Origin of the sequence: Paenibacillus naphthalenovorans (assembly GCF_001465255.1) — a bacterium.
In the GTDB taxonomy this organism is placed as follows: Bacteria; Bacillota; Bacilli; order Paenibacillales; family NBRC-103111; genus Paenibacillus_G; species Paenibacillus_G naphthalenovorans.
This window is the reverse complement of the sequence record NZ_CP013652.1, coordinates 3,524,411-3,549,003: the sequence shown is the minus strand read 5'-3', so window position 1 is coordinate 3,549,003 and position 24,593 is coordinate 3,524,411. Positions and strand designations below refer to the sequence as shown.

At 49.2% G+C, this 24,593-nt stretch carries 22 protein-coding genes and 1 pseudogene; 16 read left to right on the top strand and 7 right to left on the bottom strand.

The genetic code is table 11. The features are described 5' to 3' along the window. Window positions 1-87 precede the first annotated feature (87 nt). The 3 genes from IJ22_RS17450 (at window position 88) to IJ22_RS17440 (ending at window position 2,248) form a co-directional block, all read left to right on the top strand. Window positions 88-678: a BsuPI-related putative proteinase inhibitor gene (locus IJ22_RS17450; protein ID WP_062409726.1), complete on the top strand. Its 591-nt coding sequence runs from the start codon at window positions 88-90 to the stop codon at window positions 676-678. Between the two features lie 99 nt (window positions 679-777). Further along, on the top strand, window positions 778-1,209 hold the full coding sequence (locus IJ22_RS17445) for an Rrf2 family transcriptional regulator (RefSeq protein WP_062409725.1): 432 nt from the start codon (window positions 778-780) through the stop codon (window positions 1,207-1,209). 175 nt (window positions 1,210-1,384) lie between these two features. Beyond that, on the top strand, window positions 1,385-2,248 hold the full coding sequence (locus tag IJ22_RS17440) for an SDR family oxidoreductase (protein ID WP_054818477.1): 864 nt from the start codon (window positions 1,385-1,387) through the stop codon (window positions 2,246-2,248). A 75-nt stretch (window positions 2,249-2,323) separates the two neighbouring features. Here the strand turns inward: IJ22_RS17440 and IJ22_RS17435 are convergent, their stop codons facing one another. Next, window positions 2,324-2,536: a hypothetical protein gene (locus IJ22_RS17435; RefSeq protein ID WP_062409724.1), complete on the bottom strand. Its 213-nt coding sequence runs from the start codon at window positions 2,534-2,536 to the stop codon at window positions 2,324-2,326. 237 nt (window positions 2,537-2,773) lie between these two features. On the opposite strand from IJ22_RS17435, the gene IJ22_RS17430 reads away from it, so the two are divergent. Further along, the gene (locus IJ22_RS17430; protein ID WP_062409723.1) at window positions 2,774-3,967 is read left to right on the top strand and encodes an MFS transporter; all 1,194 of its coding nucleotides are present in this window, start codon (window positions 2,774-2,776) and stop codon (window positions 3,965-3,967) included. 343 nt (window positions 3,968-4,310) lie between these two features. Continuing rightward, window positions 4,311-5,249, top strand: a complete 939-nt coding sequence (gene glaH / locus IJ22_RS17425) for a glutarate dioxygenase GlaH (protein WP_062409722.1) — start codon at window positions 4,311-4,313, stop codon at window positions 5,247-5,249. An 83-nt stretch (window positions 5,250-5,332) separates the two neighbouring features. Here glaH and IJ22_RS17420 read toward each other — a convergent pair whose 3' ends face one another. From IJ22_RS17420 to IJ22_RS17400, 5 genes are all read right to left on the bottom strand, one after another. After that, on the bottom strand, window positions 5,333-5,656 hold the full coding sequence (locus tag IJ22_RS17420; RefSeq protein WP_171005908.1) for a DUF3870 domain-containing protein: 324 nt from the start codon (window positions 5,654-5,656) through the stop codon (window positions 5,333-5,335). Between the two features lie 18 nt (window positions 5,657-5,674). After that, window positions 5,675-6,472, bottom strand: coding sequence for an ABC transporter permease (locus IJ22_RS17415; RefSeq protein WP_062409721.1), 798 nt, complete (start codon window positions 6,470-6,472; stop codon window positions 5,675-5,677). Continuing rightward, window positions 6,472-7,299, bottom strand: a complete 828-nt coding sequence (locus tag IJ22_RS17410; RefSeq protein ID WP_235594361.1) for an ABC transporter permease — start codon at window positions 7,297-7,299, stop codon at window positions 6,472-6,474. The genes IJ22_RS17415 and IJ22_RS17410 overlap by 1 nt, the downstream gene beginning before the upstream one ends. A gap of 80 nt (window positions 7,300-7,379) precedes the next feature. Next, window positions 7,380-8,474 carry an ABC transporter ATP-binding protein gene (locus IJ22_RS17405; RefSeq protein ID WP_054818479.1) on the bottom strand — a complete coding sequence of 365 codons (1,095 nt, stop codon included), beginning with the start codon at window positions 8,472-8,474 and terminating at the stop codon, window positions 7,380-7,382. A 19-nt stretch (window positions 8,475-8,493) separates the two neighbouring features. Then, the gene (locus tag IJ22_RS17400) at window positions 8,494-9,612 is read right to left on the bottom strand and encodes an ABC transporter substrate-binding protein (RefSeq protein ID WP_062409720.1); all 1,119 of its coding nucleotides are present in this window, start codon (window positions 9,610-9,612) and stop codon (window positions 8,494-8,496) included. Between the two features lie 353 nt (window positions 9,613-9,965). On the opposite strand from IJ22_RS17400, the gene IJ22_RS17395 reads away from it, so the two are divergent. From IJ22_RS17395 to IJ22_RS17340, 11 genes and pseudogenes are all read left to right on the top strand, one after another. Continuing rightward, the gene (locus IJ22_RS17395; RefSeq protein WP_062409719.1) at window positions 9,966-11,894 is read left to right on the top strand and encodes a transporter substrate-binding domain-containing protein; all 1,929 of its coding nucleotides are present in this window, start codon (window positions 9,966-9,968) and stop codon (window positions 11,892-11,894) included. Then, complete coding sequence (locus IJ22_RS17390) at window positions 11,894-13,267, top strand: sigma-54-dependent transcriptional regulator (protein WP_062409718.1); 1,374 nt, start codon at window positions 11,894-11,896, stop codon at window positions 13,265-13,267. Before IJ22_RS17395 ends, IJ22_RS17390 begins: the two co-directional genes overlap by 1 nt. Window positions 13,268-13,290: 23 nt before the next feature. Further along, window positions 13,291-14,292, top strand: a complete 1,002-nt coding sequence (locus IJ22_RS17385) for a TAXI family TRAP transporter solute-binding subunit (RefSeq protein ID WP_062409717.1) — start codon at window positions 13,291-13,293, stop codon at window positions 14,290-14,292. A gap of 74 nt (window positions 14,293-14,366) precedes the next feature. Further along, entirely contained in the window at window positions 14,367-14,591 is a 225-nt protein-coding gene (locus IJ22_RS27030; RefSeq protein WP_062409716.1) for an SDR family oxidoreductase, read from the top strand. 165 nt (window positions 14,592-14,756) lie between these two features. Continuing rightward, a pseudogene (locus IJ22_RS17370) lies at window positions 14,757-15,801 on the top strand (IS1595 family transposase). A gap of 106 nt (window positions 15,802-15,907) precedes the next feature. Continuing rightward, complete coding sequence (locus IJ22_RS17365; RefSeq protein WP_062409715.1) at window positions 15,908-16,618, top strand: membrane lipoprotein lipid attachment site-containing protein; 711 nt, start codon at window positions 15,908-15,910, stop codon at window positions 16,616-16,618. A gap of 346 nt (window positions 16,619-16,964) precedes the next feature. Beyond that, a complete protein-coding gene (locus IJ22_RS17360; protein WP_062409714.1) occupies window positions 16,965-18,299 on the top strand; it encodes an LLM class flavin-dependent oxidoreductase in 1,335 nt (444 codons plus the stop codon). 188 nt (window positions 18,300-18,487) lie between these two features. Then, the gene (locus IJ22_RS17355; protein WP_062409713.1) at window positions 18,488-19,513 is read left to right on the top strand and encodes a tripartite tricarboxylate transporter substrate binding protein; all 1,026 of its coding nucleotides are present in this window, start codon (window positions 18,488-18,490) and stop codon (window positions 19,511-19,513) included. A 24-nt stretch (window positions 19,514-19,537) separates the two neighbouring features. Further along, window positions 19,538-20,935 carry an MmgE/PrpD family protein gene (locus IJ22_RS17350; RefSeq protein ID WP_062409712.1) on the top strand — a complete coding sequence of 466 codons (1,398 nt, stop codon included), beginning with the start codon at window positions 19,538-19,540 and terminating at the stop codon, window positions 20,933-20,935. Window positions 20,936-20,979: 44 nt separating this feature from the next. Next, window positions 20,980-22,089, top strand: a complete 1,110-nt coding sequence (locus IJ22_RS17345; RefSeq protein WP_062409711.1) for an AbrB family transcriptional regulator — start codon at window positions 20,980-20,982, stop codon at window positions 22,087-22,089. 208 nt (window positions 22,090-22,297) lie between these two features. Further along, window positions 22,298-23,566, top strand: a complete 1,269-nt coding sequence (locus tag IJ22_RS17340; protein WP_062409710.1) for an MFS transporter — start codon at window positions 22,298-22,300, stop codon at window positions 23,564-23,566. Here IJ22_RS17340 and IJ22_RS17335 read toward each other — a convergent pair. After that, window positions 23,538-24,425 carry a LysR family transcriptional regulator gene (locus IJ22_RS17335; RefSeq protein WP_062409709.1) on the bottom strand — a complete coding sequence of 296 codons (888 nt, stop codon included), beginning with the start codon at window positions 24,423-24,425 and terminating at the stop codon, window positions 23,538-23,540. The two genes, IJ22_RS17340 and IJ22_RS17335, sit on opposite strands and share 29 nt — an antisense overlap. Window positions 24,426-24,593 lie beyond the last annotated feature (168 nt).

The following is a 24,593-nucleotide window of genomic DNA, read 5'->3' as shown; positions in this document are numbered from 1 at the left end:
ATTCGATTACAATTTCAACCCGTTCGATTCCGCCCCATTGCAACAATTATAAATCTCATTACGTCTAAACATGGAGGTGAACGGTTTATGCGAAAAGGCAGAATGAAATCTGTACTGTGTTTCATCGTCATACCGGCCGTACTTATGGCTTGTTCCCATGATGGGCAGCAAAACAACTTTTCCGCTGAATCCAGTCCCTCCAAAACGGCAGAGGTGCATCCGGGAAGAACGGAGGAGTTGGAAAAAGAGGAAAAACAGGAAAAAGAACCTGCCAAGTCCGTTACAGGCTATTTTGATACGACACTGGAAGCAAAACAGGAAGGCGATCGCATGAAGTTCAGCTTTTCTGTCCGCAACACCTCCGGTAAGGACCTGCAAATATCTTACAGCTCCGGCCAAAAGTATGATATTTATGTATATAACGAGGCCAATGAGGAAATATACAGATGGTCCGTCAATAAAGCCTTCACTCAAGCGCTGATCGTCAGTTCATTGAAGAAAGCCGATACGCTCTCATTCACAGAAGTATGGGATCTCAAAGACAACCAAGGGAAACGTGTTCCCAAAGGACGCTATACCATCCAGGTTAGAGTCATGCTGAACCTTGAAGACCGGCATGCTCCATTAAGCATAAATCCCGATGATTTATCGGACAAAATGGAAATGGAATTAAACTAAGAGCGGCGTAAAATGTAGAACACAAGCAAGCGCAGGGTGTAGGCTGTTGACATTCTTTTGCGATGGAACTATAATGGTTACAACAAGAGGGTGAAACATATGAAAAAAATCAGCAGCCGCTTTTCGATCGCGGTCCACATCTTGTCGCTCGTATCGCTGAGCTCATCGCCGTGCACGTCGGAATTCATCGCCGCAAGCGTAAATACGAATCCGGTCATTATCCGAAGAATCATCGGACAGCTCAAGAATGCTGGCTTGGTTTACGTAAAGGCCGGAACCGGCGGAACTTATCTGCGCAAAGAGCTGGATGAAATCACTTTACTTGATGTCTATAAAGCGGTTGAAGTCGCCGAGAAGGGCGGTCTGTTCAATTTCCACGAGCATCCTAACCCGGTTTGTCCGGTTGGAGCCAATATCGAATCGGTTCTGCGAAAGAATATGATAGAGGCCCAGAATGCCATGGAACAGCGATTGGCTCAAGTGACGTTAAAGCAGCTGGTGACGGAACTTAGCGAGAAAAAAGGCTTTTGACAAGTTCAATGGTCAACTGCCGCCGTTAACGGTCTGTCTGAAAGGACTCGATGTGAGGGTTTTTAATATATGCTGTAACCGATCTTGTTCTCTATTTTTTTGCATTCGTTGTAACCAAATCGGTTATAATAAATTCACCCTTAAACTATAATCCAAAGAAGGGAAGGAATGTCTCATGTCTATTTTTATTACCGGCGCTACAGGTGAGCTTGGAGGTCTGGTGATTCAGCACCTGCTCAAAAAGGTACCTGCCAATCAAATTGTTGCTGTTGTCCGTAATGTGGAGAAAGCCTCCGCTCTCGCTAATCTGGGAGTAGAAGTTCGCCATGGGGATTATTCGCAACCGGAATCTCTTCAAAAAGCGTTTGCCGGCGCCGATAAGCTGCTCTTTATTTCCAGCCCCGATTCGGATGACACGCTGCGCATCGTTCAGCATGCGAATGTCGTAAAAGCGGCCAGAGATGCAGGCGTAAAATATATCGCCTATACCGGTTTTGCTTTTGCCGAGGAATCCAATATCCCTCTGGCTCATGTACACCTGGCTACAGAGTATATGATTCGTACGACGAAAATTCCTTATACATTCCTGCGCAACTCTTTATATACGGAAGTGTTCGTGAACCCGGGCTTGGGCGCATCCCTGGAGCAAGGGGCCATCGTTACGAATACGGGAAGCGGAAGACTGAATACGGTAACCCGCGGTGATTTGGCCCTGGCTGCGGCGGAGGTTCTTGCAGGGGAAGGTCATGAGAACAAAACGTATAATCTGGTGTCGAATCAAACGTGGAGCTATGATGAGCTGGCTCAAATCGTCTCCGAAGTGGCCGGTAAGAAAATCGTGCATCAGTCCGTATCCTTTGAGGAGGAGAAAAATATACTCCAGGGTGCCGGTTTTCCTGAACCCGTTGCCGCACTGTTTGCCGGTATCTATCATGCGGTTTCCCAGGGCGAAACGTCCAGAACGTCTGACGATCTCCGGAAGCTGATCGGATCGGAGACTCCTCTGAAAGAAACCGTGAAACAAGCTTTGCAAGGATAATCATTAAAACAAATTACAAAAGATTGCAACAAAAACAGGTCACCGTTCGTCTGACATGGGTGACCTGCTTTTTATTTACCGCTTTTTCATCTCAAAAAATTCACATGCATTCCGCTGATGATAGGTTACATCGCTGACGCCGGACTGGGTCACAATGGACGTATCGGTAAAACGAATGATGATTCCGCCCGAATCTACAATATGGTCATTCTGAAAAACACGTACAGCGACCTGCCGATCCATCGCCTCCTGGAAGTCTTGATCGGTCAGTAATCTTCGTTGAGCCATGAGTTGTATCTCCTTTATTATCAGTATAAAGAATGCCGGACCTTGCGCCGCATGAAATTTTCTATATCATAGATGGAGCTTTGCTGAACTGTCAAGGCAGCTTCATGCGGCGAAGCGTTCAGGAGATGTTTAATCTTACAAATTGACTTTTAGTTAATCCGTCAATTATTCTGTAGGATGGGATGGAATTCGTACCTGCTGTTACAGTTATTTGGATAGGTAGTAAGGAGAGTAAAAATGAAACAAAATAATAACGCAGCTTTGATCATGCTGATGATCAACATGTTTATCGCTATGCTTGGGATAGGATTAATCATTCCCGTATTGCCGGATTTTTTGAAGGCCTTTGACGCCGGAGGCAAGGCGGCGGGCTATCTGGTTGCCGCCATGGGATTGACCCAGTTTTTGTTTTCACCCATTGCGGGGGAATGGTCGGATAAGTATGGCCGAAAGCTGATGATTGTGTCGGGACTCGCGCTTTTCAGTTTTTCCAATTTTTTATTCGCTGTTGCTCACGAGATGTGGCAGCTGTACGTTTCGCGTTTGATCGGAGGCATTGGGGCCGCGGCCATGATTCCCGCTATGCTGGCGTATGTAGCCGACATTACCAGCGAAGAGAGCCGGGGCAAAGGTCTTGGGATGCTGGGCGCCGCGATGTCGCTGGGCTTTGTCATCGGTCCCGGGATCGGCGGTTTTCTTGCCGAGCTTGGCATTCGCGCACCATTCTATGTATCTGCGGCGGTAGGCGGCTTCGCGATGCTGCTTTCCTTGAGCCTGCTTAAGGAGACCCGGTCGGTCGAGCAGCGGCAGGCGGCCAGACTCTCGACGGAAAGGAAAGAGAACATCTGGCGGCAGTTCGGCAAATCGTTCAAAGCGCCGTATTTGATCCTGCTGGTGCTTATTTTCACGCTGACGTTCGGCCTTGCCAATTTTGAAGCGGTCTTCCCGCTGTTCGTGGATCATAAGTACAGCTACACCTCCCGCGATATCGCGGTACTCATTACCGTAGGAGCCTTGATCGGCGCAGTGGTGCAGGCGGTGCTCATCGGAAGGCTGATTAACCGTTTCGGCGAAAAGACATTGATCAACTTGACGTTCTTTTTGTCCGCGTTGACTATGGTGCTGATGCTGCTGTCCGGGAACTTCTGGTACATCCTTGTGCTTACGACTTTGTTTTTTTCCTTCACGTCCATCCTGCGTCCTGCGATCAATACGCTGCTTTCCAAAATGGCGGGGGACGAACAGGGATATGTTGCGGGCATGAACAATGCGTATATGAGCATCGGCAATATTTTCGGTCCGGCCGTGGCCGGCATCCTGTTTGATGTTCATGTCAATTTCCCTTATTTGTTCGGGGCAGTCATTCTGATCATCAGCTTGGCCATGTCTTTAAGCTGGGGAAGAAGAAAAATGAGCGCTGCGGTCAGGTAAAAGAGGGAATTCCACAGCCCTCATGCTTGCGGCGGCATCTATTTTGAATCCAGGAATTGACACGGGAAGCCATTGTAGCATATGATGAATATAATCACATGTGATCATTCGCGTCTTGCTTGCCAGCCCTTGCAAGATCCGTGAATGAAAAGCGGCAGCACCACCCTTATCATGGAATATAAACGCTGAGAAACTTGTTGAACTCTGATCCACAGAGAATGGAAGCAGGTTTAAGCCAGCACGATCATTCGTCGTTGAATGATCTGCTGGCTTTTTGCGTTTTTTAGCACATCGATAAGGCGGTGCCCGCATCATATCAAACCTACAGGAGGGATTTGGTTTTATGAGTATGTGGGTAAGCCATCGGGACAGGACTTTTGTACAGAAACATCCGGGGTTTGAAATCGTACCCCATCCGGATCATTCGCGGCTGTATCATATTGAATTGGATAACGGACTTTTGCAAACGTTTTTCTCCTCGTTTCGGGATGTGGGCACGCAAGCGCTGGAGTACGTGCCGTATAAGCGGTTTATATTGGCCGCAAGGCTGGAGGAATTGTTCGGCGCATCGCTCGGGCAGGCTATACGCCATATTCTGCATGACCGCCAGTCCGGCGGGTTCACCATCGGCGTTCAGGGGCAAACCGTCGATCCGGAAGATTATGTTAAATTCGGCACCGCTGTCAGCCACTTGGTTGGAACCCCCAATTTTGACGCCATGACCGGCACCTATTACGCCCGGTTCACCGTCAAGGATACGGACAACAGCGATTCATATTTGCGTCAGGCTTACCGTCTGTTCACTCTTCATACCGACGGGACGTTTGTGGAAGAAGCCACCGATTGGCTGCTGATGATGAAATTTGAGGAGCGCAATGCGGTGGGAGGAGAATCCAGAATTCTGCACCTGGACGATTGGGAAGAGCTGGAGAAGTTCAGCAGCCATCCGCTGGGGTCTTATCCTTTCACTTATAAATCGCCGCCAAGCAAAAATACCAGTATAACGGTGAAGCGAAAAACCTTCTTCAAACAAAACAACGGCATTTGTGTCTGCTTTATCGATCAATTCGTTTATCCCGAAACGATTGATCAAGCCGTCTATCTGCAGGAGTTTTCCGACTCTTTGGAGAATAGTCCCGCTACCATTGCCATGCCTCTGCCTGTAGGACAGCTCATTATGCTGAACAATGGATTTTGGATGCATGGAAGGGCGCCTTTCGAGAAGCATCCTGAGCTGTACCGGGAGCTGATGCGTCAGCGCGGAATTTTCTCGGAAGTATAATTCTTAAAAGAAGCCCTTTTTCCAATGGGTAATTCCTTTACTTCACCATTGGAGAAAGGGCTTTGGGTTGGACACGAAGCATGCTAGGTTTTTCCCTTGAGATGTTCGTACTGCAAATGCAGGTCTTTCAAGGCGGCGGCCAGAGCGTTGGCGGCCCTGCCGCGATAATGATGCTGAAGGACTCTGATCGGTTCTTCTATGCCGTCTTGAAGACTGAAGCCTCTTAACAGGCTACTGACATAATCTCGTCCATGCTCTGTGGCCAACGTGCAGGAGGCTTCCAGAATAACGCCGTATTTTTTGTCGATCTCCGCTGTGATGGTGAGCGAGTCATATACATTTTTGGCGGCCATGCCTGTGGGCAGCTTGGCGTGTCCTGCGATAAACAAAGTGTTTATCGGAATCATGAATGAGTCCCCTCCGCCTCATGAATGGGATTTTCCGATCATTCTCCCTACCCCATGGATTTTCTCCAGGACGAGGATCAGCGCTGCCGAGATAAAAATAACAATACCGGACACGGATGCGATAAGCGGGCTGTAAGCATCCTGCATCTGGGAGAAGACTTCCAGCGGAAGTGTTCGCATACCCGGCGATACCATAAACAGGGATACTGTAACATTATCAAAAGAAGTGAGAAAAGAAAATAGCGCTCCCGATAAAATGGCCGGCCGAATCAAAGGCAGGGTGACCTTCCAGAATACGGTGATGGGCTTGGCGCCCAGGATCATGGCCGCTCTTTCCAGTGTATAGTCGAATCCGCTCAGCCCGGTGATGACGAAGCGGACGACATAAGGCACGCAAATAATGATGTGTGCGATCAAAAAGCCGGTTGACGTACCCGCGAGAAGCATCGGGGTAAAATAAATTAACAACGCGACGCCTAAAACAAGCTGCGGGACCGTCAGAGGAGCCGTCAGCAGCGATACCAGATACGTTTTGCCGGGCATATCATACTTCGCCAATGCGAGAGCGGCCAGCGTACCGAGCATGACCGAGATCAGCGAGGCCAAGAGCGCGAACTTGGTGCTGTTCAGGAACGCCTCAATAAATTCGGGCCGGTCGAGCAGCATCACGTACCACTGGAATGAAAATCCTTGCGGCGGAAAGCTTGGGAAGCTTGCGCGGGTGAAGGAGGCCGGAATGATGACCAGAAGCGGGAGAAGGATATAGACGATGACCAGCACAGTAATCAGCATACGGACTTTTCCGGTTATTTTCATCAACGGAACGCCTCCCTGAATCGTCCTTTTTCAAACATCCGCGTAAACACGGTCACCATGATCAGCGTGATGCCAAGCAGCACGTAGGAGATGGCTGATCCGTAAGTCCAGCGCAGCAAATGTAGAATCTGATCATAGACCACCACAGGCATCATCGGCACGTTGGGCCCCCCCATGAGGGCCGGCGTCACATAAGAGCTCATCGACATGCTGAATACAAGCGCTACTCCGGAAACGATGCCCGGGAGGCTGAGCGGCAGCGTGACCGACAGAAAGGTGCGAAATGGATTGGCGCCCAGAATGGAGCTCGCTTTTTCCAGCGACGGATCGATATTGTACAAGCTGGTCGCAATGGCCAGAATCATGAACGGCAAATAGGCGTTGGACATCCCGATGACGACCCCAATCTCTGAAAACAACAGCTTCAGAGGGGAATCAACGATACGCAGGGAGGTCAGGATTTGGTTTATCGTTCCGTTAGGCATAAGCAGCAAAAACCAGCCGAAATTTCTCACCACAATACTGACTAGCAGCGGCGAGGCTACGAGCAAAGCCAGCAATCCTCTTACGCCCGGCGAGCATTTGGACATCGTTAAGGCTACCGGATAACCGAGAACAAGCGAGACGATCACCGTGTATACGCTGACTTTGATCGTAAGCCAAAGCGAATTCATATAATACGGGTCGGTGAAAAATTTAATATAATTTTGAATGCCGTACGCTGCATGACCTGACGCTTCGTCCACCTCAATAAAACTTAAATAAAAGATATAAAGCATAGGTACGACGAAAAATCCAATGATGAAGAGCAAGAGCGGAGCCAGCATCAGCCATCCGGACACCAGTCTTGCATGTCTTCTGCGTCTTTTCGGCAGATCGGGCGGGGAAGAAGGCTGAGCGCCGGCGTCTACTGCTTGATTAGCATGACGTCCGATGGTTTCCATCCGATCTTCACCTCGCTTCCAATCGTCCAGGCGGGATCAATATCGCTGCATTGCACCTGTAAAGAATCTCCTTGAAATGATGTGAATATTTCCCAGGAAGACCCCAAATAATTCATTTGCGTGATACGCACGGTATGCAGATCGTAATCGGCATCGGAGACCGGACCGATGGCTACTTTCTCCGGCCGGATATAGAGCTTGACTTGATCCCCGATGGAGCATAAACGGTCTGCTCCCATCACATTCCCGGCTTCCACAAGCATTTGTTCTCCATTTTCCCGCTGTACCGTAATGTTATTCGCATCGATATGGACAATAGAACCGTGCATACTATTGGATTTACCAATAAAATTGAACACGAATTCGCTTCTGGGGTTCGCGTAAATTTCAGTGGGCGTTCCCACCTGTTCGACTTTTCCCCGATCCATGATGACGATCCGGTCCGACATCGACAAGGCTTCTTCCTGATCGTGCGTGACGAAAATCGTTGTTACGCCTACCTCCTTCTGCAGACGCTTGATTTCCATCCGCAGCTCCTGGCGTAATTTCGCGTCCAGATTGCTTAACGGCTCGTCAAGCAGCAGCAGCTTAGGCTGGACAACCAGCGCCCGCGCGATCGCTACGCGCTGCCGCTGGCCTCCGGAAAGCTCCCTCGGATAACGCTGCTCGAGCCCCGTCATTTTCACAATCTCCAGTGCGTTCTTAATGCGGCTGCCGCTTTCCGTTTTGTCTACTTTATGCAGCTTCAGACCAAACTCCAAATTTTCGTAAACCGTCATATGCGGAAACAGGGAGTACCCCTGGAACACCATGCCCAGGTCACGCTTATAAGGCGGAACGCCGTTCATCCGCTTTCCTTTAATATACAGTTCGCCCTGATCGGCATCGATGAAGCCGGCGATCAAATTGAGCGTTGTTGTTTTGCCGCAGCCCGAGGGGCCAAGCAGGGTGAGCAATTCACCCTGCTTGACATCGAGATCGACGCCGCCCAATACCACATTGGTGCCGAATTTTTTATAGGCACCGCGAATTTCAACGTCGTTCATCACTTGCTGCATAGTTTACCTCCGTTATTGCTTATTTTTTTACGCTTTTCCCGAGCTCGGGAGTGACTTCCTTCGTCCATCTGTCCATCCAGGCAGCGCGGATTTCGGAAAGCTTTTTGACATCCGGACGATACACTTTGTCCGTGCCTTTGATGCCGATCGATGCCTGGAATTTTTCAGGAATCTCCATTCCTTGCAATACCGGGTAAAAGCCGCTTTCGGAAATAAGCTTTTGCGATTCTTCGGATATCAGATAATTCAAAAATTGAATGGCTTCCGCCTTGTGCGGCGCGTTTTTGACAACCGTCGCGTTAAATGCCTGAAGAGGCGCCCCCTCTTTAGGAATGACCATTTTTAACGGCACGCCGGATTCGGCTAGATCAGCAATGGCATAGCTGCCCATCACGGTGACATCGGCAGCCCCCTGCTGCATGGCAGGCATCATCTGCGTCGAGTTTTTATAGAATGTATCCGAATAGCGAGCCAGTTCTTTCGCCTTTTCCAGTCCCGGCTCCATATTATCCAGGCTGCCGCCGTTGGCGAAGGCCAGATTATACAGTGTGGTGAAGCTCCAATCGTTGGCGATATCGGAATAAGCGGTTTTTCCCTTGTATTCGGCGCGTATTAAATCGTTCCAGGAGGTGATCGGAGCAATGCCGTTTTGCTCGAACGTCTTCGTATTGTATGCGGGCGCAATCACCAGGCCGAAAGCCGGGACGCCCTTGTTGTCTACCGCGACGAACCGGGAATCGAGCAGCTTCATGTTGGGAACGGTCGCTTCGTCAAGCGTCTCGACCAAATCTTTCTCTACGGCACGCTGCACGTCAAGGGGGACATACACCGCCACATCCAATTGCGGCGCATTTTTTTGCAGCTCCACTTTGGACAGAATCTCGCCCGACAAGGCGGAGAGGAAATTGACTTTAATACCGGTCTCTTCTCTGAATTTCGGTGCAATGACGTCGCGGATCGCTTTTTCAATTTTTCCTCCGTTGGCCGCAACCGTAATTTCTTTATTGGAAGCTGGTGCAGGAGCCGCTGATGGCGGATTTGCCTGGTTTGCATCTTTTGAGGAATTCGGAGTAGGAACACCACATCCTGCAAGCGCTGTCAAAACAAAAATGAGTCCAATGCCAAGCCATTTTTTCATAACACGTTCCTCCCGGTTTTTCAATTTGGGTACATGACTTTCTGGATTTGACACTTGTAAAAGCGCTTTCGCAAATCTTGACCGACCCTCCTTACAAAGCTTTATAAAAAATTTTTTTCTTCTTTCAGTAAGGTAAATGAGCAAATTTCATGCCAATGATTTTTCTGCTGAATTCACCGTTTACCCACAGGGGGGGCGGCATTTTTTGCCGTATTTCCTATCGAGAAGCGGCAGTTTCTGCCTATAATGGAGTGAAGCCTCTGATTTGAAGGGAAAAGATGGCTCTTTTCCGCGCCTTTTTAAAATGCTATCTTTTTATATAAGAGTTGTATTCTTGGAAAAGGTGCCCGAAAATGAGAAAGATTATACTTTGTACACTGATTCTGGTATGGTTTCCTGTGATTTCAGGATGGGCGGCGCAAACGGATCTGCCTTTCCAGCAACATGTATTGAGGGTCGGATTCGAGCGTGATCATCCGCCGTTCTCCTACCTGGACGAGAATGGAAGGCCTTCCGGATTTAGTGTTGAGCTAATAGGGACAATTGCTAGGCATGCGGGCCTGGGACTGAGATATGTCGCCATCGAAACGAGCAATCCCGAACCGCTCGATCAGGGAAACATCGATCTGGTATTGGGCATGAAATACAGCGCCGCTCATAACGAGTTAGTCGATTTTTCAGAATCCTACCTTTCGTTATCCGACGCGTTGGTCGTGCCCAAAGAAAATAAGGAAATCTACAATTTGTCGGGACTCAAAGGGAAAACAGTTGCCGTCCAGCGCGGGAGCAGCGCCTATGACATATTGGAGGACATCCGCAACGTCAGAATGAATATCGCCTCCAGTCAAACGAAAGCGCTGGAAATTTTAAAACATCAAAGGGCCGATGCGTTTGTCGGAAATTATGAAGTGATTCGGCATTATTTTACCAAGCATGACCTCTATTCGGATTATGATGTGAGAGTCAATTCGATTCATTCTTATGAATACGCTTTCGCCGTACGCAAAGGAAATTACGAGCTGGTCCGCCGGTTAAATGAAGGAATCAAGCTGGTGCAGCAAAACGGGGAATACCGCCGGATGTATAATCATTGGTTTCCGCCCTTATTCCCGCAGGATACCCTTTGGAGACAAATCGCCTGGCTCCTGGGATCGGTTTCGATTGCGGTATCCATGTTCATGTTGTTTATTTATATGATGAACAAAAGGTTAAAAAGGGAAATCGGACGACATACCAAAAGGCTCAGAAACTATTTGACCTTTCAACAGCAAATTCTCGATACCATCGATAACGGCATTTTCTCCATCAATAAGGATAAAATCATCCGGCTGGCCAACAAGCGTGCGATGGAAATATGGAATTTGAAGACCGATCCTGTGAATACCTGCATTTCCGGTTCTTCTTTATTCAGGGAAATCGAGCGGATTCTCGATCTGCCTCTGGACGAAAAGGGCCACGAGGGGGAATTCGTGTTGATTCAGGAGGGTTCGGACGAGAAGCTGGTCCATTATTACGCGGCCGTGCTCCGCAACGATTTGGACGGAAAGCTTGGATGGATCATCAGCATGCAGGATCGAACGCAGGAAAAAAACCTGCAAAATAAACTGGTCCTTCAGGAAAAGCTCCGGTCTTTAGGTCAACTTATTGCCGGAATCGCTCACGAGCTGCGAAATCCTTTGACGTCCATGAAGGTGTTTATCGAGCTGCTTCCTTATAAAATCGATGATCTTCGCTACAGGCAGGAGTTTATGAAGCATGTACCGGCCGAACTCCGCCGGTTGAACCATGTGGTGGAGGATCTGCTGGATTATACGCGAAGTAAGGTTCCCGTGAAAGAGCGGGTGGATTTGCATGAGTTTCTGTCTTCCGTTATGAAGCCGTTTGAAATTCAATACGCCTCTCAGCCGATTCAATGGATCAACGCAGTGGTTCCGGGCATATCGCTTTATTTTGATAAGCAGCAGATGAAGCAAGTGTTCATTAATCTGATTACGAATGCCATCGACGCCATATCGGAGAGCAATGTGAAAGCGATTACGTTCGAAGCCGAAACGGAGGATGGCTGTACGAGCATTCGGATTATCGATACGGGAGCGGGGATCCCGGACGATGAAATGTCCAGGCTGTTCCAGCCCTTTCATACAACCAAAAGGAACGGAGTAGGTCTGGGTTTATATATTTGCTACAATATCTTGTCCGAGCATGGCGGTGATATCGATGTTCAATCCGTTCCCGGCAAGGGGACGACCTTTACATTAAAATTTCCCGGGGGTGAATTTTAATGAATTCCGTCTTGATCATTGATGATGAACCAGCCATTTGTACCTCCCTGATGTTTGCGTTGGAAGACCAGTATCAAGTGTTTACGACGACTTCACCCGATGAAGGCCTGGTTATGATAGGAAAAGAAAATATCGATGTCGTGCTGCTCGATATGCGGATCGAAGGGGTTGACGGCTTGTCGCTGATTCCTAAGCTGCTCGAAATTTCCCCGAAAACTTCCATTATTGTCATGACGGCGTTCGGAACGATCGAAACGTCGGTGAAAGCGATGAAGCTGGGCGCTTACCATTATTTGACCAAGCCGATTAATTTGGATGAGGTCCGCATTTTAATTGAAAAATCGCTGCACATCAACGATTTGAAACAAGAAGTTAGGCGCCTTCGCGAGGTATTGCGGCCGGAATACAGCTATTGCGGCATTATCGGCAAAAGCTCCGCAATGAGAAGCTTGTTTCAACTCATCGCTAAAGTGAAAAACATTGACTCGAACCTGCTGATCACAGGAGAAAGCGGGACGGGCAAAGAGATGGTGGCCAAAGTATGCCATTCAGAAGGAGCGCGGCATAAATATCCTTTCTCCGCTTTGAACTGCGCGGCTATACCGGAAACCCTGCTCGAAAGCGAACTGTTCGGGCATGAGAAGGGAGCCTTCACAGGGGCGTTTCAACGAAAGGAGGGGGTGTTCGAGCAAACGCATGGCGGTACGATTTTTCTCGATGAAATCGGAGAGCTGCCCCTTCACCTGCAGGCCAAATTGCTCAGAGTCATTCAGGAGCGGGAAGTCGTCCCGATCGGTTCCCACCGGCGCAAGCCCGTTGATGTCCGAATCATTGCGGCGACCAATCGGAACTTGGCCGAGGAGGTCAGCAAAGGCGCCTTCCGCGAGGACTTGTATTACCGTTTGAATGTCATCCCTGTCCATGTGCCGCCGCTGCGCGAAAGAATGGAAGATTTGCCGCTGCTGATCCATCATTTTCTTCAAATCTACGGTGTGAAAATGGGCAAAACCGATGTCCGCTTTCATTCCTCGGCCATGGATGTGCTGTACCGCCATTCTTTTCCGGGAAATGTGAGGGAGCTGTCCAATATCATTGAATATGCAGTCGCCTTGGCCAATGACAGCTTGCTTAAAATTCACGATCTTCCTGTTTATTTGCAGGAGAAGGCTTATGAGAGAAAAGACGGCGGCCAGCAGGGAGGGGATGGGATCTTCATTCCCTCAAGACTGACGTTAGAGCAGGCCGAACGGGAGTTTATTTTGCATAAGCTGCAAATTTGCAACGGGCATCGCAAAAAAACGGCTGAATCTTTGGATATCAGCGAAAGAGGGCTCAGGGATAAATTATCCAAGTTTTTGCCCTCCAAGGATTAGCCGGAGAAAGCGGGGAATTCATTATGCGGCAAAGATTTTTATGGGTTCTTGCGCTTATGGTTACGGGGCTTTCTCTATTTGTCTATCATACGATTCAGTCTTCGGGCAATCAACCGGATCGGAGCCATTCTGACGAAACCATCGTGACCATTGCGACAGGCAATGCTTCCGGCCCTTACTTTACGATTGGGAGCGCTTTAGCCAAAAGGTATGAAGAGAAGCTCGGGATCAATGCGTCTGTCATAACGACGGGCGGCTCGGTGGAGAACATGGGACTGATGGAAGCGGGAAAGGCGGATATGGCTTTTGCCATGTCGGACGCGGTTACTTTCGCTTACAGCGGAACCGGGGGAATCAAAGAAATGAAAGATTTACAGGCCATGGCAGGGCTGTATTTGAATTGTGTGCAAATCATTACGCTGCATGGCAGTCCCATTCATACCGTCTCCGATTTAAAAGGCAAACGGGTCGGCGTGGGCGCTCCCGAGAGCGGGGTGGAGGTGAATGCGCGCATGCTGCTTGAGGCCCTCGGCATTACGTATCAGGATATTCAGCCCGAATATTTGTCCTATACCGAAGCGGTGGAGCAATTAAAAAATCAAACCATTGATGCCGCCTTCTTTACTTCCGGGCTGCCTAATCCGTCGGTCACCGAGCTGGCCAAATCGAAACCGGTCACGATCGTTCCTATCCCGATGGAGGAAGTAAGGAAACTGAAGGAAACGTACCCGTTCTTTCAGATGACGGAAATTCCTGCGGGCACATACCGGAACGACGTCTCCATTCCTACGGCGGCCACGCTGAATGTGATGCTCGTAAGAAAAGAGCTGGATGAAGAGCTCGTGTATAAGCTGACCAGAGAGTTGTTTGAAAGCTTGACTTATTTACAAAGGGCTCATCAGGCGGCCCATTCCATTGATATTGGGAAGGCGAGGCAAAACCTCCCGATTCCGGTTCACCCCGGCGCGGAGAAATATTATAAAGAAGCTCAGCTGTCGGGCACATTTTCGGAATCGGGGAGGTGACATGCAGCCGGATTGCGCCAAGAGGATGCAGGTTTTATCATCGGTTAAAACGAAGAGGAGAGGACGTTGATCTTATGGATCTCGGATTAAAAGGAAAAATCGGTTTTGGTACTTCCAAATATGATTCTGTCCATACGATTCGTGCAGGGGTCCATGCTTTTGCCAAAAGCTTGGCCACAGAGCTTGCCGGGGATGGGATCTTAGTCAATACGGTGGCTCCCGGACGCATTATGACGGATCGAACAGCCGAGCTGGATCGGATAAAAGCGGAAGACGGAGGCATGATTAAATCTTTATAGACCGTTAATTACTCCTTTGATGTGAGAAAAACACTTGGGATCTTCAAATTCTCAAGTGTTTTTTTAAAAAATTGGCTATGTTAAATCATGTTGTTGATATTTGATAATTGCGAACATTTGTTCTATAATTAAGGTAATATCATTGTCTCGGAGATGATTTACCAAATGGATTTGAAAGAACTAAAAAGGCTTGCCGATGCCTTGGACGATAGCGGAAAGCGAGAGCTTATCTACTTTTTGCAGTCCCGAACCAAAAGGATAGCGACTCCTATACGGGCGATAGACGAAATTCAAGAGCAGAAGCATAAAGATGGGCTTGTTTGTCCGCATTGTAAAAATCACTCTGTAGTGCGGTTCGGGAAGTACGTTGTGAAAACACACTGGAGAGGTTAAACGTCAACGTTACCGTTGTAAGTCCTGTCGTCAAACTTTTAACGACCTTACGAACACACCTCTTAAACGCACACGCAGACCTCATCTTTGGGTTCGATTCATTGAATGCATGATTGAAGGCTTTTCCCTTCGTAAGTGTGCTGAAATACTGCACGAAGAGGTTACGCATGTTACCTTGTTCTACTGGCGACATAAAATCCTTTCCGCTTTGAAGCAAATTCCAACCGAGGCTTTCCAGGGTATCGTCGAAATGGACGAGACTTATTTCTTGTTCTCTGAAAAAGGTAAACGGAACATCGCCGAACGCAAGCCACGTAAACGTGGTGGCAAAGCCAAATATCGTGGCATCAGTAACGACCAAATTTGTGTACTGGTTGCCCGTGATCGTCAGAAAATGACTTATTCTGGGGTTCTTGGGCGAGGGCGGATTCGGACAACCAAGTTGGATGAGGCAATTGGTGATTACTTATCTGATTCAAACGTACTTTGTACCGACTCGTGGAGGGCATTTAGCTCTTATGCGAATTCAAAAGGGTTGGATCATTACTGTTTCAAGTCGGATGGAAAACAACGTGTTAAAGGCGTGTACCATATCCAAAACGTTAACAGCTACCACAGCCGTCTAAAAAGATGGATGGATCGCTTTAATGGCGTTGCAACAAAGTATTTGCAGAATTATTTGGCTTGGTTTCGTTACCTTGACAGTAAGGAATATGAAAATACAGCGTCAAACAAAAAACAAATGTTGGTCAATTCTTGCCTGTTTACTGTGATGGAAACCAACACCAAACTTCGACGTACAGCTTTTTCTTGTTGAACTTGTAGGATAGAAGAACAAATTTCTTTTTTTTACGTCTAACTCATATGTACTTGAATTATTGAGAAATTTCAGAGATTACTCGTTTAAGGGAGCGTACTGTAATATGAAGAAGTTATTTATTGCAATGGTATCCATGTTCCTATTGAGTGCGTGCTCAGAGGCGTCAACAACCAGTATGAAGCCCCCGACTCCTATAATCACCGAATCCACAGGATCAACCACAACAGATAAATCAACAGTTGAATTGTCCTCGCCTACACCCACATCTAACACAATTCAGATAACGGGACCACTCACATTATCCAGGAACGACCTTTTTCAGTATACAAATAAGCATGAATACTTGAGTGTGGTACTTATAAGCGGAAAGTATTTTGAAGATTGGACTCCAAGTCCGTTTATGGGTCGGAATTGGGTGGGTGAATTTCAAATTCAACTTTCAAATGAAAGCGGCGAAGTGACAAGTGCCTTCGATTTAAACGGCTTTAGCAATGGCGATATTGTGTTTAACTCATTCTTTAACATCGAATTTGATGATTACAATGGGGATGGGAATATCGATTTTACGATTGGTCAATATGCTTCGAGTAACGGAGATGTATTTAAACTGTTTACCCTTGATCAGACTGGACGAATAAAAGATTTGCCGATCAAAGGGTATCCCGACATATTCGTGAGCGGTACTGGGCGTTACTCCACAAAGTTAACGAAAACCAAATTGGGTTTCTCATGCTCGTATTATGACAACAGCATCGGAAAAGACGTGAAACAAAGCTTCGTGTGGAACGGAAAAGAATTCGTCAGTGATAAATAGAGGCGTATTTTCACTCGATTTCATACAGTCATTTACCGCCCTTTTAGTGGGGCGGTTTTCCTTTGGTCGAAAAATCAACATTAAAATTAAACATAGCCAAAAAGTTAAAAAGAAGCCCTTTTTGCATTTTTTTAATGGGTATTTCATACTTCACTCTTGGAAAAAGGGCTTTGGGTTGGACACGAAGCATGTTCCTACTATTCCTATTAATCCAACTTGACACATTGGATTAATGAGTTTAATATATATTTTCAGAATGCTGACTCGACAACGGGAAGCTCATTGATCCATTTTTTCTTCCCAAAACAACGAAAGATATGGCAACAACTAAAGAGGTGGAAAATTGATGAAGAAAAGTGACAAAACGTTGCATTTGGGAGCGTTTTTGTATGCGGTAGGCCATCATGCCGGAGGATGGCGGTACCCTGACAACGAAATTAGCAGTCTGCTGGATTTGGAGTATTACAAAAAAGTGGCCGGGATCGCCGAGAAAGGAAAATTTGATCTTATTTTTTTTGCGGACAGATTGGCCATTCCTGACCGTTTCGGCAATAATTTCAATAATTCGATCCGTTATTTTGCCTCTTTCCGGCTCGATCCTGTTGCGCTGATCACTGCGCTTTCTGCGGTTACCAGCCGCATCGGCCTCGTCGCCACGGCATCGACCAGCTATAACGAGCCGTTTGCCGTCGCCAGAGCTTATGCCACGATTGATCATTTAAGCAAAGGAAGAGCGGCATGGAATGTTGTGACCTCCACCAATGACGGTGAAGCGAGGAATTTCGGAAGAGATGCTCATTTTGACCATGCCACCCGGTACGAACGCGCCCAGGAATTTATCGAAGTCGTGACCAAGCTGTGGGACAGCTGGGAAGACGGCGCCTTGGTGATCAACAGGGAAGAGGGCGTCTATGGTAATCCGGAGAAAGTGCGTTATGTGAATCATAAAGGGGAATTTTTCCAGGTAAAAGGTCCGTTGAATGTGCCTCGCGCTCCGCAAGGCCGTCCGGTTTTGGTGCAGGCCGGTTCTTCCGAACGCGGCAGGGATTTTGCCGCCCGCTGGGCCGAAGTTATCTTTACGGCGCAGCCTGCGCTGGAAGGAGCGCGCGAATTTTATAAAGACATTAACGGGAGGCTGGCCAAATTCAACCGGGAGCCGGGATCGGTTAAAATCATGCCGGGCGTTATGCCGATCATAGGTGAAACCGAGGCGGAAGCGAAAAGAAAAGAAGAGCTGCTGAGAGAATTGGTTCATCCGCTTGCCGGGCTTTCCCTGCTTTCCGACAGTATGAATCAGGACTTGTCGCAATTTGATTTGGACAAGCCGCTTCCGGAACTGGATACGATGCGGGGTAACCAAAGCCGCCAGAAAATTGTTGCGCAGCTGGCAAAAGAAGAAGGGCTGACGCTGGCGCAGCTGGGTAAACGCTTCGGAGCAAGCCGCTCACACCGTGTGCTCGTCGGAACGCCTGCACAAATCGCCGACAACTTTGAAGAATGGTTGGAAAAAGAAGCGTGCGACGGGTTTAACATCATGTGCCCCTATTTGCCGGGCGGTTTAAACGAGTTTGTTGAATTGGTCGTGCCGGAATTGCAAAGAAGAGGTATCTTCCGTAAGGAGTATACCGGCGTCACCCTGCGGGATCACTTCGGCCTTGAGCGCCCCAATCCGGTCGTTTAGTATTTGACTGCCTGGGATGCAGCGGATGACCTACAGCATGCAGCCCTTTTCAACGGCATTCCATTTATCCCTCCGCTCATCGGGCTGTCCGCTGTATCGGAGGTTTTTGGACTGCTCGGTAATCACAGCATACGGACGATGGAAAAACCCAAAAATACTCACTTTTCGACGGAAGGAGTTTCTATACTATGAAGACAAAGTGGTTAAAATGGTCATTCATTTTTGTAATCATTGCGCTGTTTACGGCAGCTTGCGCCGGCGGCGGTAATAACACAAGTGATGCGGGAAGCAGTAATACAACTCAGGGGGGAGCCGCAGGTGCCGGTGAAAAAGCGGATAAATGGCCGGAAAAGCCGATTTCGATTATCGTCTGGTCCAAAGCCGGTTCCGGCGTGGATGTGATGGGGCGTCAGGCCGCCAAATTCCTGGGAAATCAACTGGGAAAATCGGTTGTCGTTGAGAATATCACGGGCGGCGACGGAGCTTCCGCCATGCAGACCATCCTTTCCAAACCAGCTGACGGATATACGATCGGCGTCAACACGCGGAGCCAAATGATCAGTTTGAACACCGACTTGAAAAACGATTTTAACCTGAATGACTTCCACTTCATTTCCATAAACCAAGGGGATCCTTACGCCTTGGTCGTCCGTCCGGGTACCGGTCTCGATACGTTTGAAAATTTCGTCCAATCCGCTAAAAACAGCGAAAAATTCGCCATTGGCGGATTCGGCGCCAACTCAGCCCACCAGATTTTTGCCTCGGATCTGGCGAAAGCCGCAGGCTACTCCTTTGAATGGATACCTTATGCCGGAGGTTCTGAAGCGGTGACACAGCTTCTCGGCGGACATATCCAGGCAGCCCTTACGAATGTCGGCCAAGTACTCGAATATGTAAAAGCCGGCCAATTGAAGATTATCGCTGTTTCTAGCGCAGAAAAGATGGATGAAATTCCGGACACGCCTACGTTCACCGAATTAGGATTTCCCGAACTGGAATCGTCTCATTGGCGCGGCTTCTATGTGAAAAAGGGCACGCCGAAAGAGATCATTGCCAAATATGATGAATTGTTCAAGGCCTTATCGCAAGATAAAGAGTGGGTGAATTACCTCGATGCCAACGGATTGACCAACGATTTTCGGCCCAGCAGCGAAAGTCATCCGTTCGTGGAAAAAGAATTTGCCGAGATCGGCAAAAAACTGGCGGGGAACTAGGCCTGTGACCGGAGGGATTTTTACATGAACCATCCCACTGGACGACTGGCTGCGTTCGTCGGGAATACCCGTTATGAAGAGCTTTCCGACGATGTGGTCAAGAAGGTAAAAGAATGTTTTCAGGATACGCTCGGCTGTATTCTGGAGGGAAGCAAGGGCGAAGAATTCCAAAAGGCTTTTACGGCCATGAACCTGCTTGGCGAAGGCAGCTCCAGGATTTTCGGAACAGATGAGCGGACTTCCCTGCAGAACAGTGTGCTGCTGCACGCCCTGATGGCTCATGCCACGGAATTTGACGATTCGCACAAGCAGTCCAAAACCCACCCCGGAGCAGTGATTATTCCTGCTGCTCTTGGGGCCGCATGGCTTCACGGAAAAATCAGCGGAAAACAGCTTATCGCTTCCATTGCGGCCGGGTATGAGGTTACCCTTCGGCTGGGGAAAGCGCTCGGGGCGGGCGAGCACAGGCTTAAGGGATGGCATGCGACAGCCACATGCGGCATCTTTGGCGCCGCAGCGGCGGCAGCCTCGATTCTGGGTCTGGATGCGGAACGGATCATGAGCGCCCTCGGTTCGGCGGGAACCCAAGCTGCCGGAATATGGGCATTCACATCGGACGGGTCGATGAGCAAACCGCTCCATGCCGGAAAAGCCGCGCAGGGAGGGCTCATTTCCGCTGTATTGGCGCAAACCGGCTTTACCGGCTCGCGCTACATTCTGGAGGCGGAGGACGGCGGATTTTTCAAAGCTTTTGCTCCTTACAAAACGTCAGATTGGCAGCAAGAACTTCTGCACGGTTTGGAATCTCCCGATGCTTATGAAATCCTGAACGTTGCCTACAAGCCGTACCCATGCTGCCGCACGACACATGGAGCGATTGAAGCCGCGCTTCATATTCAACAGAAACAGAATGTCCCTGTTGAGCAAATCAAGCGCGTTGTGATACGCACGTATGATGTTGCCGTCAAACAATGCGGTTTTTCCGAACCGCTCAATCCGCGGCTGGCTGCTTTCAGCTTCGCTTATGTTGTTGCAGTCGCTTTACGGTCGAAACGGCCGATTGTATCCGCTGATTTTTCCGAACAAGTGTTTCGCGACACGGAAATACTGGAGCTGCACCGCAAGGTGACCGTTGAACGGTCTGAAGAAATGGACGCGCTGTTTCCAAAATTGTGGCCTTGCGAGGTAGAGGTGGAAACCGCAGCGGGCGAAATCTACAAGCACCGCGTCGATATTGCCAAAGGAGATCCGCTGTCTCCGCTCAGTGATGTTGAGCGGGTCGGCAAATTCAGAGGCTGCGCGGACGGCGTTCTGCCGCCATCGCAAATTGACGGCATCGTCGCTGCGGTTAACCATTTGGAGGACATTGAGGATCTTCGGCCGATCACGGAATTATTGATTTCTGCCAAAAAGATTACCTGATCAACTACTAATAGACTAAACTGCTAAGGCGAAAGGGTACTGCGATGAGAAAGATGCAAAAGGGCCTTATATCTGTCTTGGAAACCGGACTGATTGGCGCCATTGGCGCGGTATCGTTTTCTTTGCTGCATATGCCTCTGCCTTGGATGCTCGGTGCACTTACGTCTGTGATGGTTTCGCGGCTTGGAATTCGCCGGACTTTGGCCTGGCCTTCATCCTTTCGCCACATTGCGCTCGCCATACTCGGTTTTATGCTGGGATCTTCATTTTACAGTGTAAATTTGCGCCAAATGGCGGCCCAACTCCCTTATATGGCCGCTTCAACGGTATTCATCTTATCGGTTGCTTTTGTGACAGGCTATTTGCTCTACCGCAAGTTGAATTTAAGCCCGATGAACGCGGTATTTGGCTGCATGCCCGGCGGATTGAACCATATTATCGCCCTCAGCGGCGAATCCAAGCAAATCGACCTGACCACTGTTGTGCTGATGCAGACGATCCGTGTTCTTACCGTAACGTTTATTGTGCCGTTTATTGCGCTGCATACGTTGACCGGCTCAGGCGGATCCGGAAACCATTACAGTTTTCCCGGTGAGGGATCGGCTTCTCTTTTTTCGTTTTTATTATTTGCCGTGGTGGCGGCCGCAGGTTTCTTTGTCGGCAAGAGGATCAGGCTCCCGGGAAGCTCATTGACCGGGCCCTTGCTCGCCACCTCCATTGTTGTGCTGTGCGGCGCCACGCCTCCCCGGGTGCCGGATACGGCGGTGCTGCTTACCCAGCTCAGCATCGGCATCCACCTTGGGCTGCAGATGAAGCCGGACTTTCTAAAAGACATGCGCCGGCTGGGCATATATACGGCGGCCAGTAATGTGATCGTCGTTTTATGCTGTTTGGGCTGCGCTTTGCTGCTGTGGTGGGTCACTCCCATCGATCTGACGACAGCCTTTCTAAGCACATCTCCCGGGGGAATCGCGGAAATGGGAGTCACCGCGGCTGTCACGCGAGCCGATTTGTCAGTCGTCAGCGCATATCAGCTGTTTCGCTTGTTCTTTATCTTTTTTGTGGTGATTCCCGCGGTGCAGTGGTATTTCACCCGTCAGGATCAAAAAAAGGGCATGACAGCGAATAAGGTCAGAGGCACTGACCCCCAATAACAAAATAAATGTCAATTTAAGCAGCCAGTCGTCGAAATGGAATCGGTGACTGGCTGCTTCGTTTTGAATGCGAAATGTGGCTTTTTAATTACATATATGCATTAAAACATTGCAAAAGATCAATTTTACACATCAATTATTCGGGTGTATTCTAAATAGAAAAAATGAATCTGGAAGGATATGAACTCAAGTGGGGATGACATCAAAGATGCAAGCCGATGTTGGTTTAGAACATCGTGCGGGGATATTGGACACGAGGAGCCGGGAATACCTGAAGCGCGGAAGCAAGGAGTATCAGCAGGGCAGTCTGGCTTTATTCGCTGCGGGGGTGGCCACTTATGCGGTGTTGTACTGTGTTCAACCGTTGTTTCCGGTTTACTCCAGGGAATTCGGTTTATCGCCGGCGGCTGTCAGCTTGTCTTTATCCGTCAGTACGGTGCTGCTTGCCGTCTCGCTGCCGTTGGCAGGCTTTTTGTCCGATCGTATCGGGAGAAAATCACTTATGGCGGCTTCACTCTTTGTGTCTTCGTTTTGCTGCTTGTGCACGGCTTTCGTGCCCAATTTTACAAGCCTGCTTATCGTCCGCGCGATTCAGGGGATTGCCCTTGCCGGTCTTCCTGCCGTGGCGATGACTTATCTGGCCGAGGAAATGGAGGCCAAAAGCCTCGGGTTCGCTATGGGATTATATATCAGCGGGAATACGATAGGCGGACTGTTCGGGCGGGTCGCAGTCAGCATGGTAACCGATGTATATACATGGAGAATGGGCATAGGTGTGTTGGCGGTCATCAGTCTGTTGGCGAGTCTGTATTTTTGGCGCAACCTGCCGCCTTCCCGGCACTTTAAACCGCAGCGGACAGAACCCAAAGCCAACCTCCGTCTTTTTGCCGTACAGTTCCGCGACCCCGCACTAATCCTTCTTTTTGTGTTAGGCGCGATTTTGATGGGGAGCTTTGTCACGCTGTACAATTACTTGGGGTTCCGGCTGCTCGAACCGCCTTTTCGTCTGTCGCAAACGCTGGTCGGATGGATCTTCCTTCTATACCTGGTGGGGACATTCAGTTCTTCGTGGATGGGAAGGGCCAGCGACCGCATTGGGCTGCGCATTGTTTTGTGGATTAATGTCCTATTGATGCTGACGGGAATCCTGCTGACACTCTCGGCGCATTTGGCTGTGCTGATCATCGGCGTGGCCGTGTTCACCTTCGGATTTTTTGGCGCGCACTCCACAGCCAGCTCCTGGGTCGGAAGCAGGGCTTCCATAGGAAAAGCGCAGGCCTCTTCTTTGTACCTGCTGTTTTATTATGTAGGGTCGAGTCTGGGCGGATCCATCGGCGGTTTGTTCTGGAGCCGGTTTGAATGGGCGGGGATTGTCGGCATGATTACCGTTATGATTGGCTGCGCCATGCTGGTTTCCTTTGTATTAACCGCTGTTTTGCCCGAGAAATCTAATCTGCATTCTCAAAGTAATGCATGACAAATTGCAGAAACCGTTGGGCCGGGGGAGACAGATACCGCTCCTTCATCCAGGCTGCGCCGATGATCCGGTAGCATTCGGGCGAGCTTACGCTTAACTTGACCAGTTTCCGGTCGGTCAATCCTTTCACATCAGGAATAAGGGCTACACCCAGTCCGGCGGCAACCAGGCCCGCCACGGTGGGAACCTCTTCTCCCTCAAAAGCGATTTTGGGGGCGAAGCCGGCTTCCATGCACAGACGGTCAATGACGTTCCGGAGTCCGTAGCCTTTCTTAAAGGAAACCATTGGCTCGTCGGCAATTTCTTCCAATGAAACGGCTCCGCGGTTTGCCAGCGGGTGATGGGCGGGGACGAAAATAAACAGCTCCTCGCTCCATAATTTTTTCCATTCCACCGAAGGATTGGCTTCATCCGGAGAAGAAAGCAGACAAAGGTCGATCGAGCCTTGAATGAGCTGCTGTAGCAAGGAAGCGGTATTGCTTTGATTCAGCTGAAAGCGAATATTCGGGTAGCTGGCGCGAAACGTAACGATGAGGTCGGGAATGAGATGGGATCCGAGCGTATGGAGAAATCCCAGCATGACTTCCCCGGCTTCTTCATCCAGCATGTTCCGAATTTCATGCTTTCCTTCCTCGTATTCTTTCATGATGCGGTGAACCCGCCTTAAAAACAGCTCTCCGTAGCGGTTCAGCTTGATGGAACGGCCCACCCGGTCAAACAGCGGAACGCCCAGTTCTTCCTCCATCCGGGAGATGGAGCGGCTGAGTGCGGATTGCGAGACGGACAGGAATTGGGCTGCGCGCGTCATATGCTCCATTCGGGCTACGGTTTGAAAATATTCAAGCTGCTGCCACTCCAATCGGATCACCTGGCCTTGATCGTTTATTCCCCATGATTATATCACAGCGCGCAGAAAAGAATGTATCCGTCCTTCTTGGGATTTGTGCTGCTGCCGCCGGGTTTGGACGAAGGCGGCAAAACAGCTCCAAAAATAGTATCCCCGATGGAACACTTCCGCTAAGCTTTA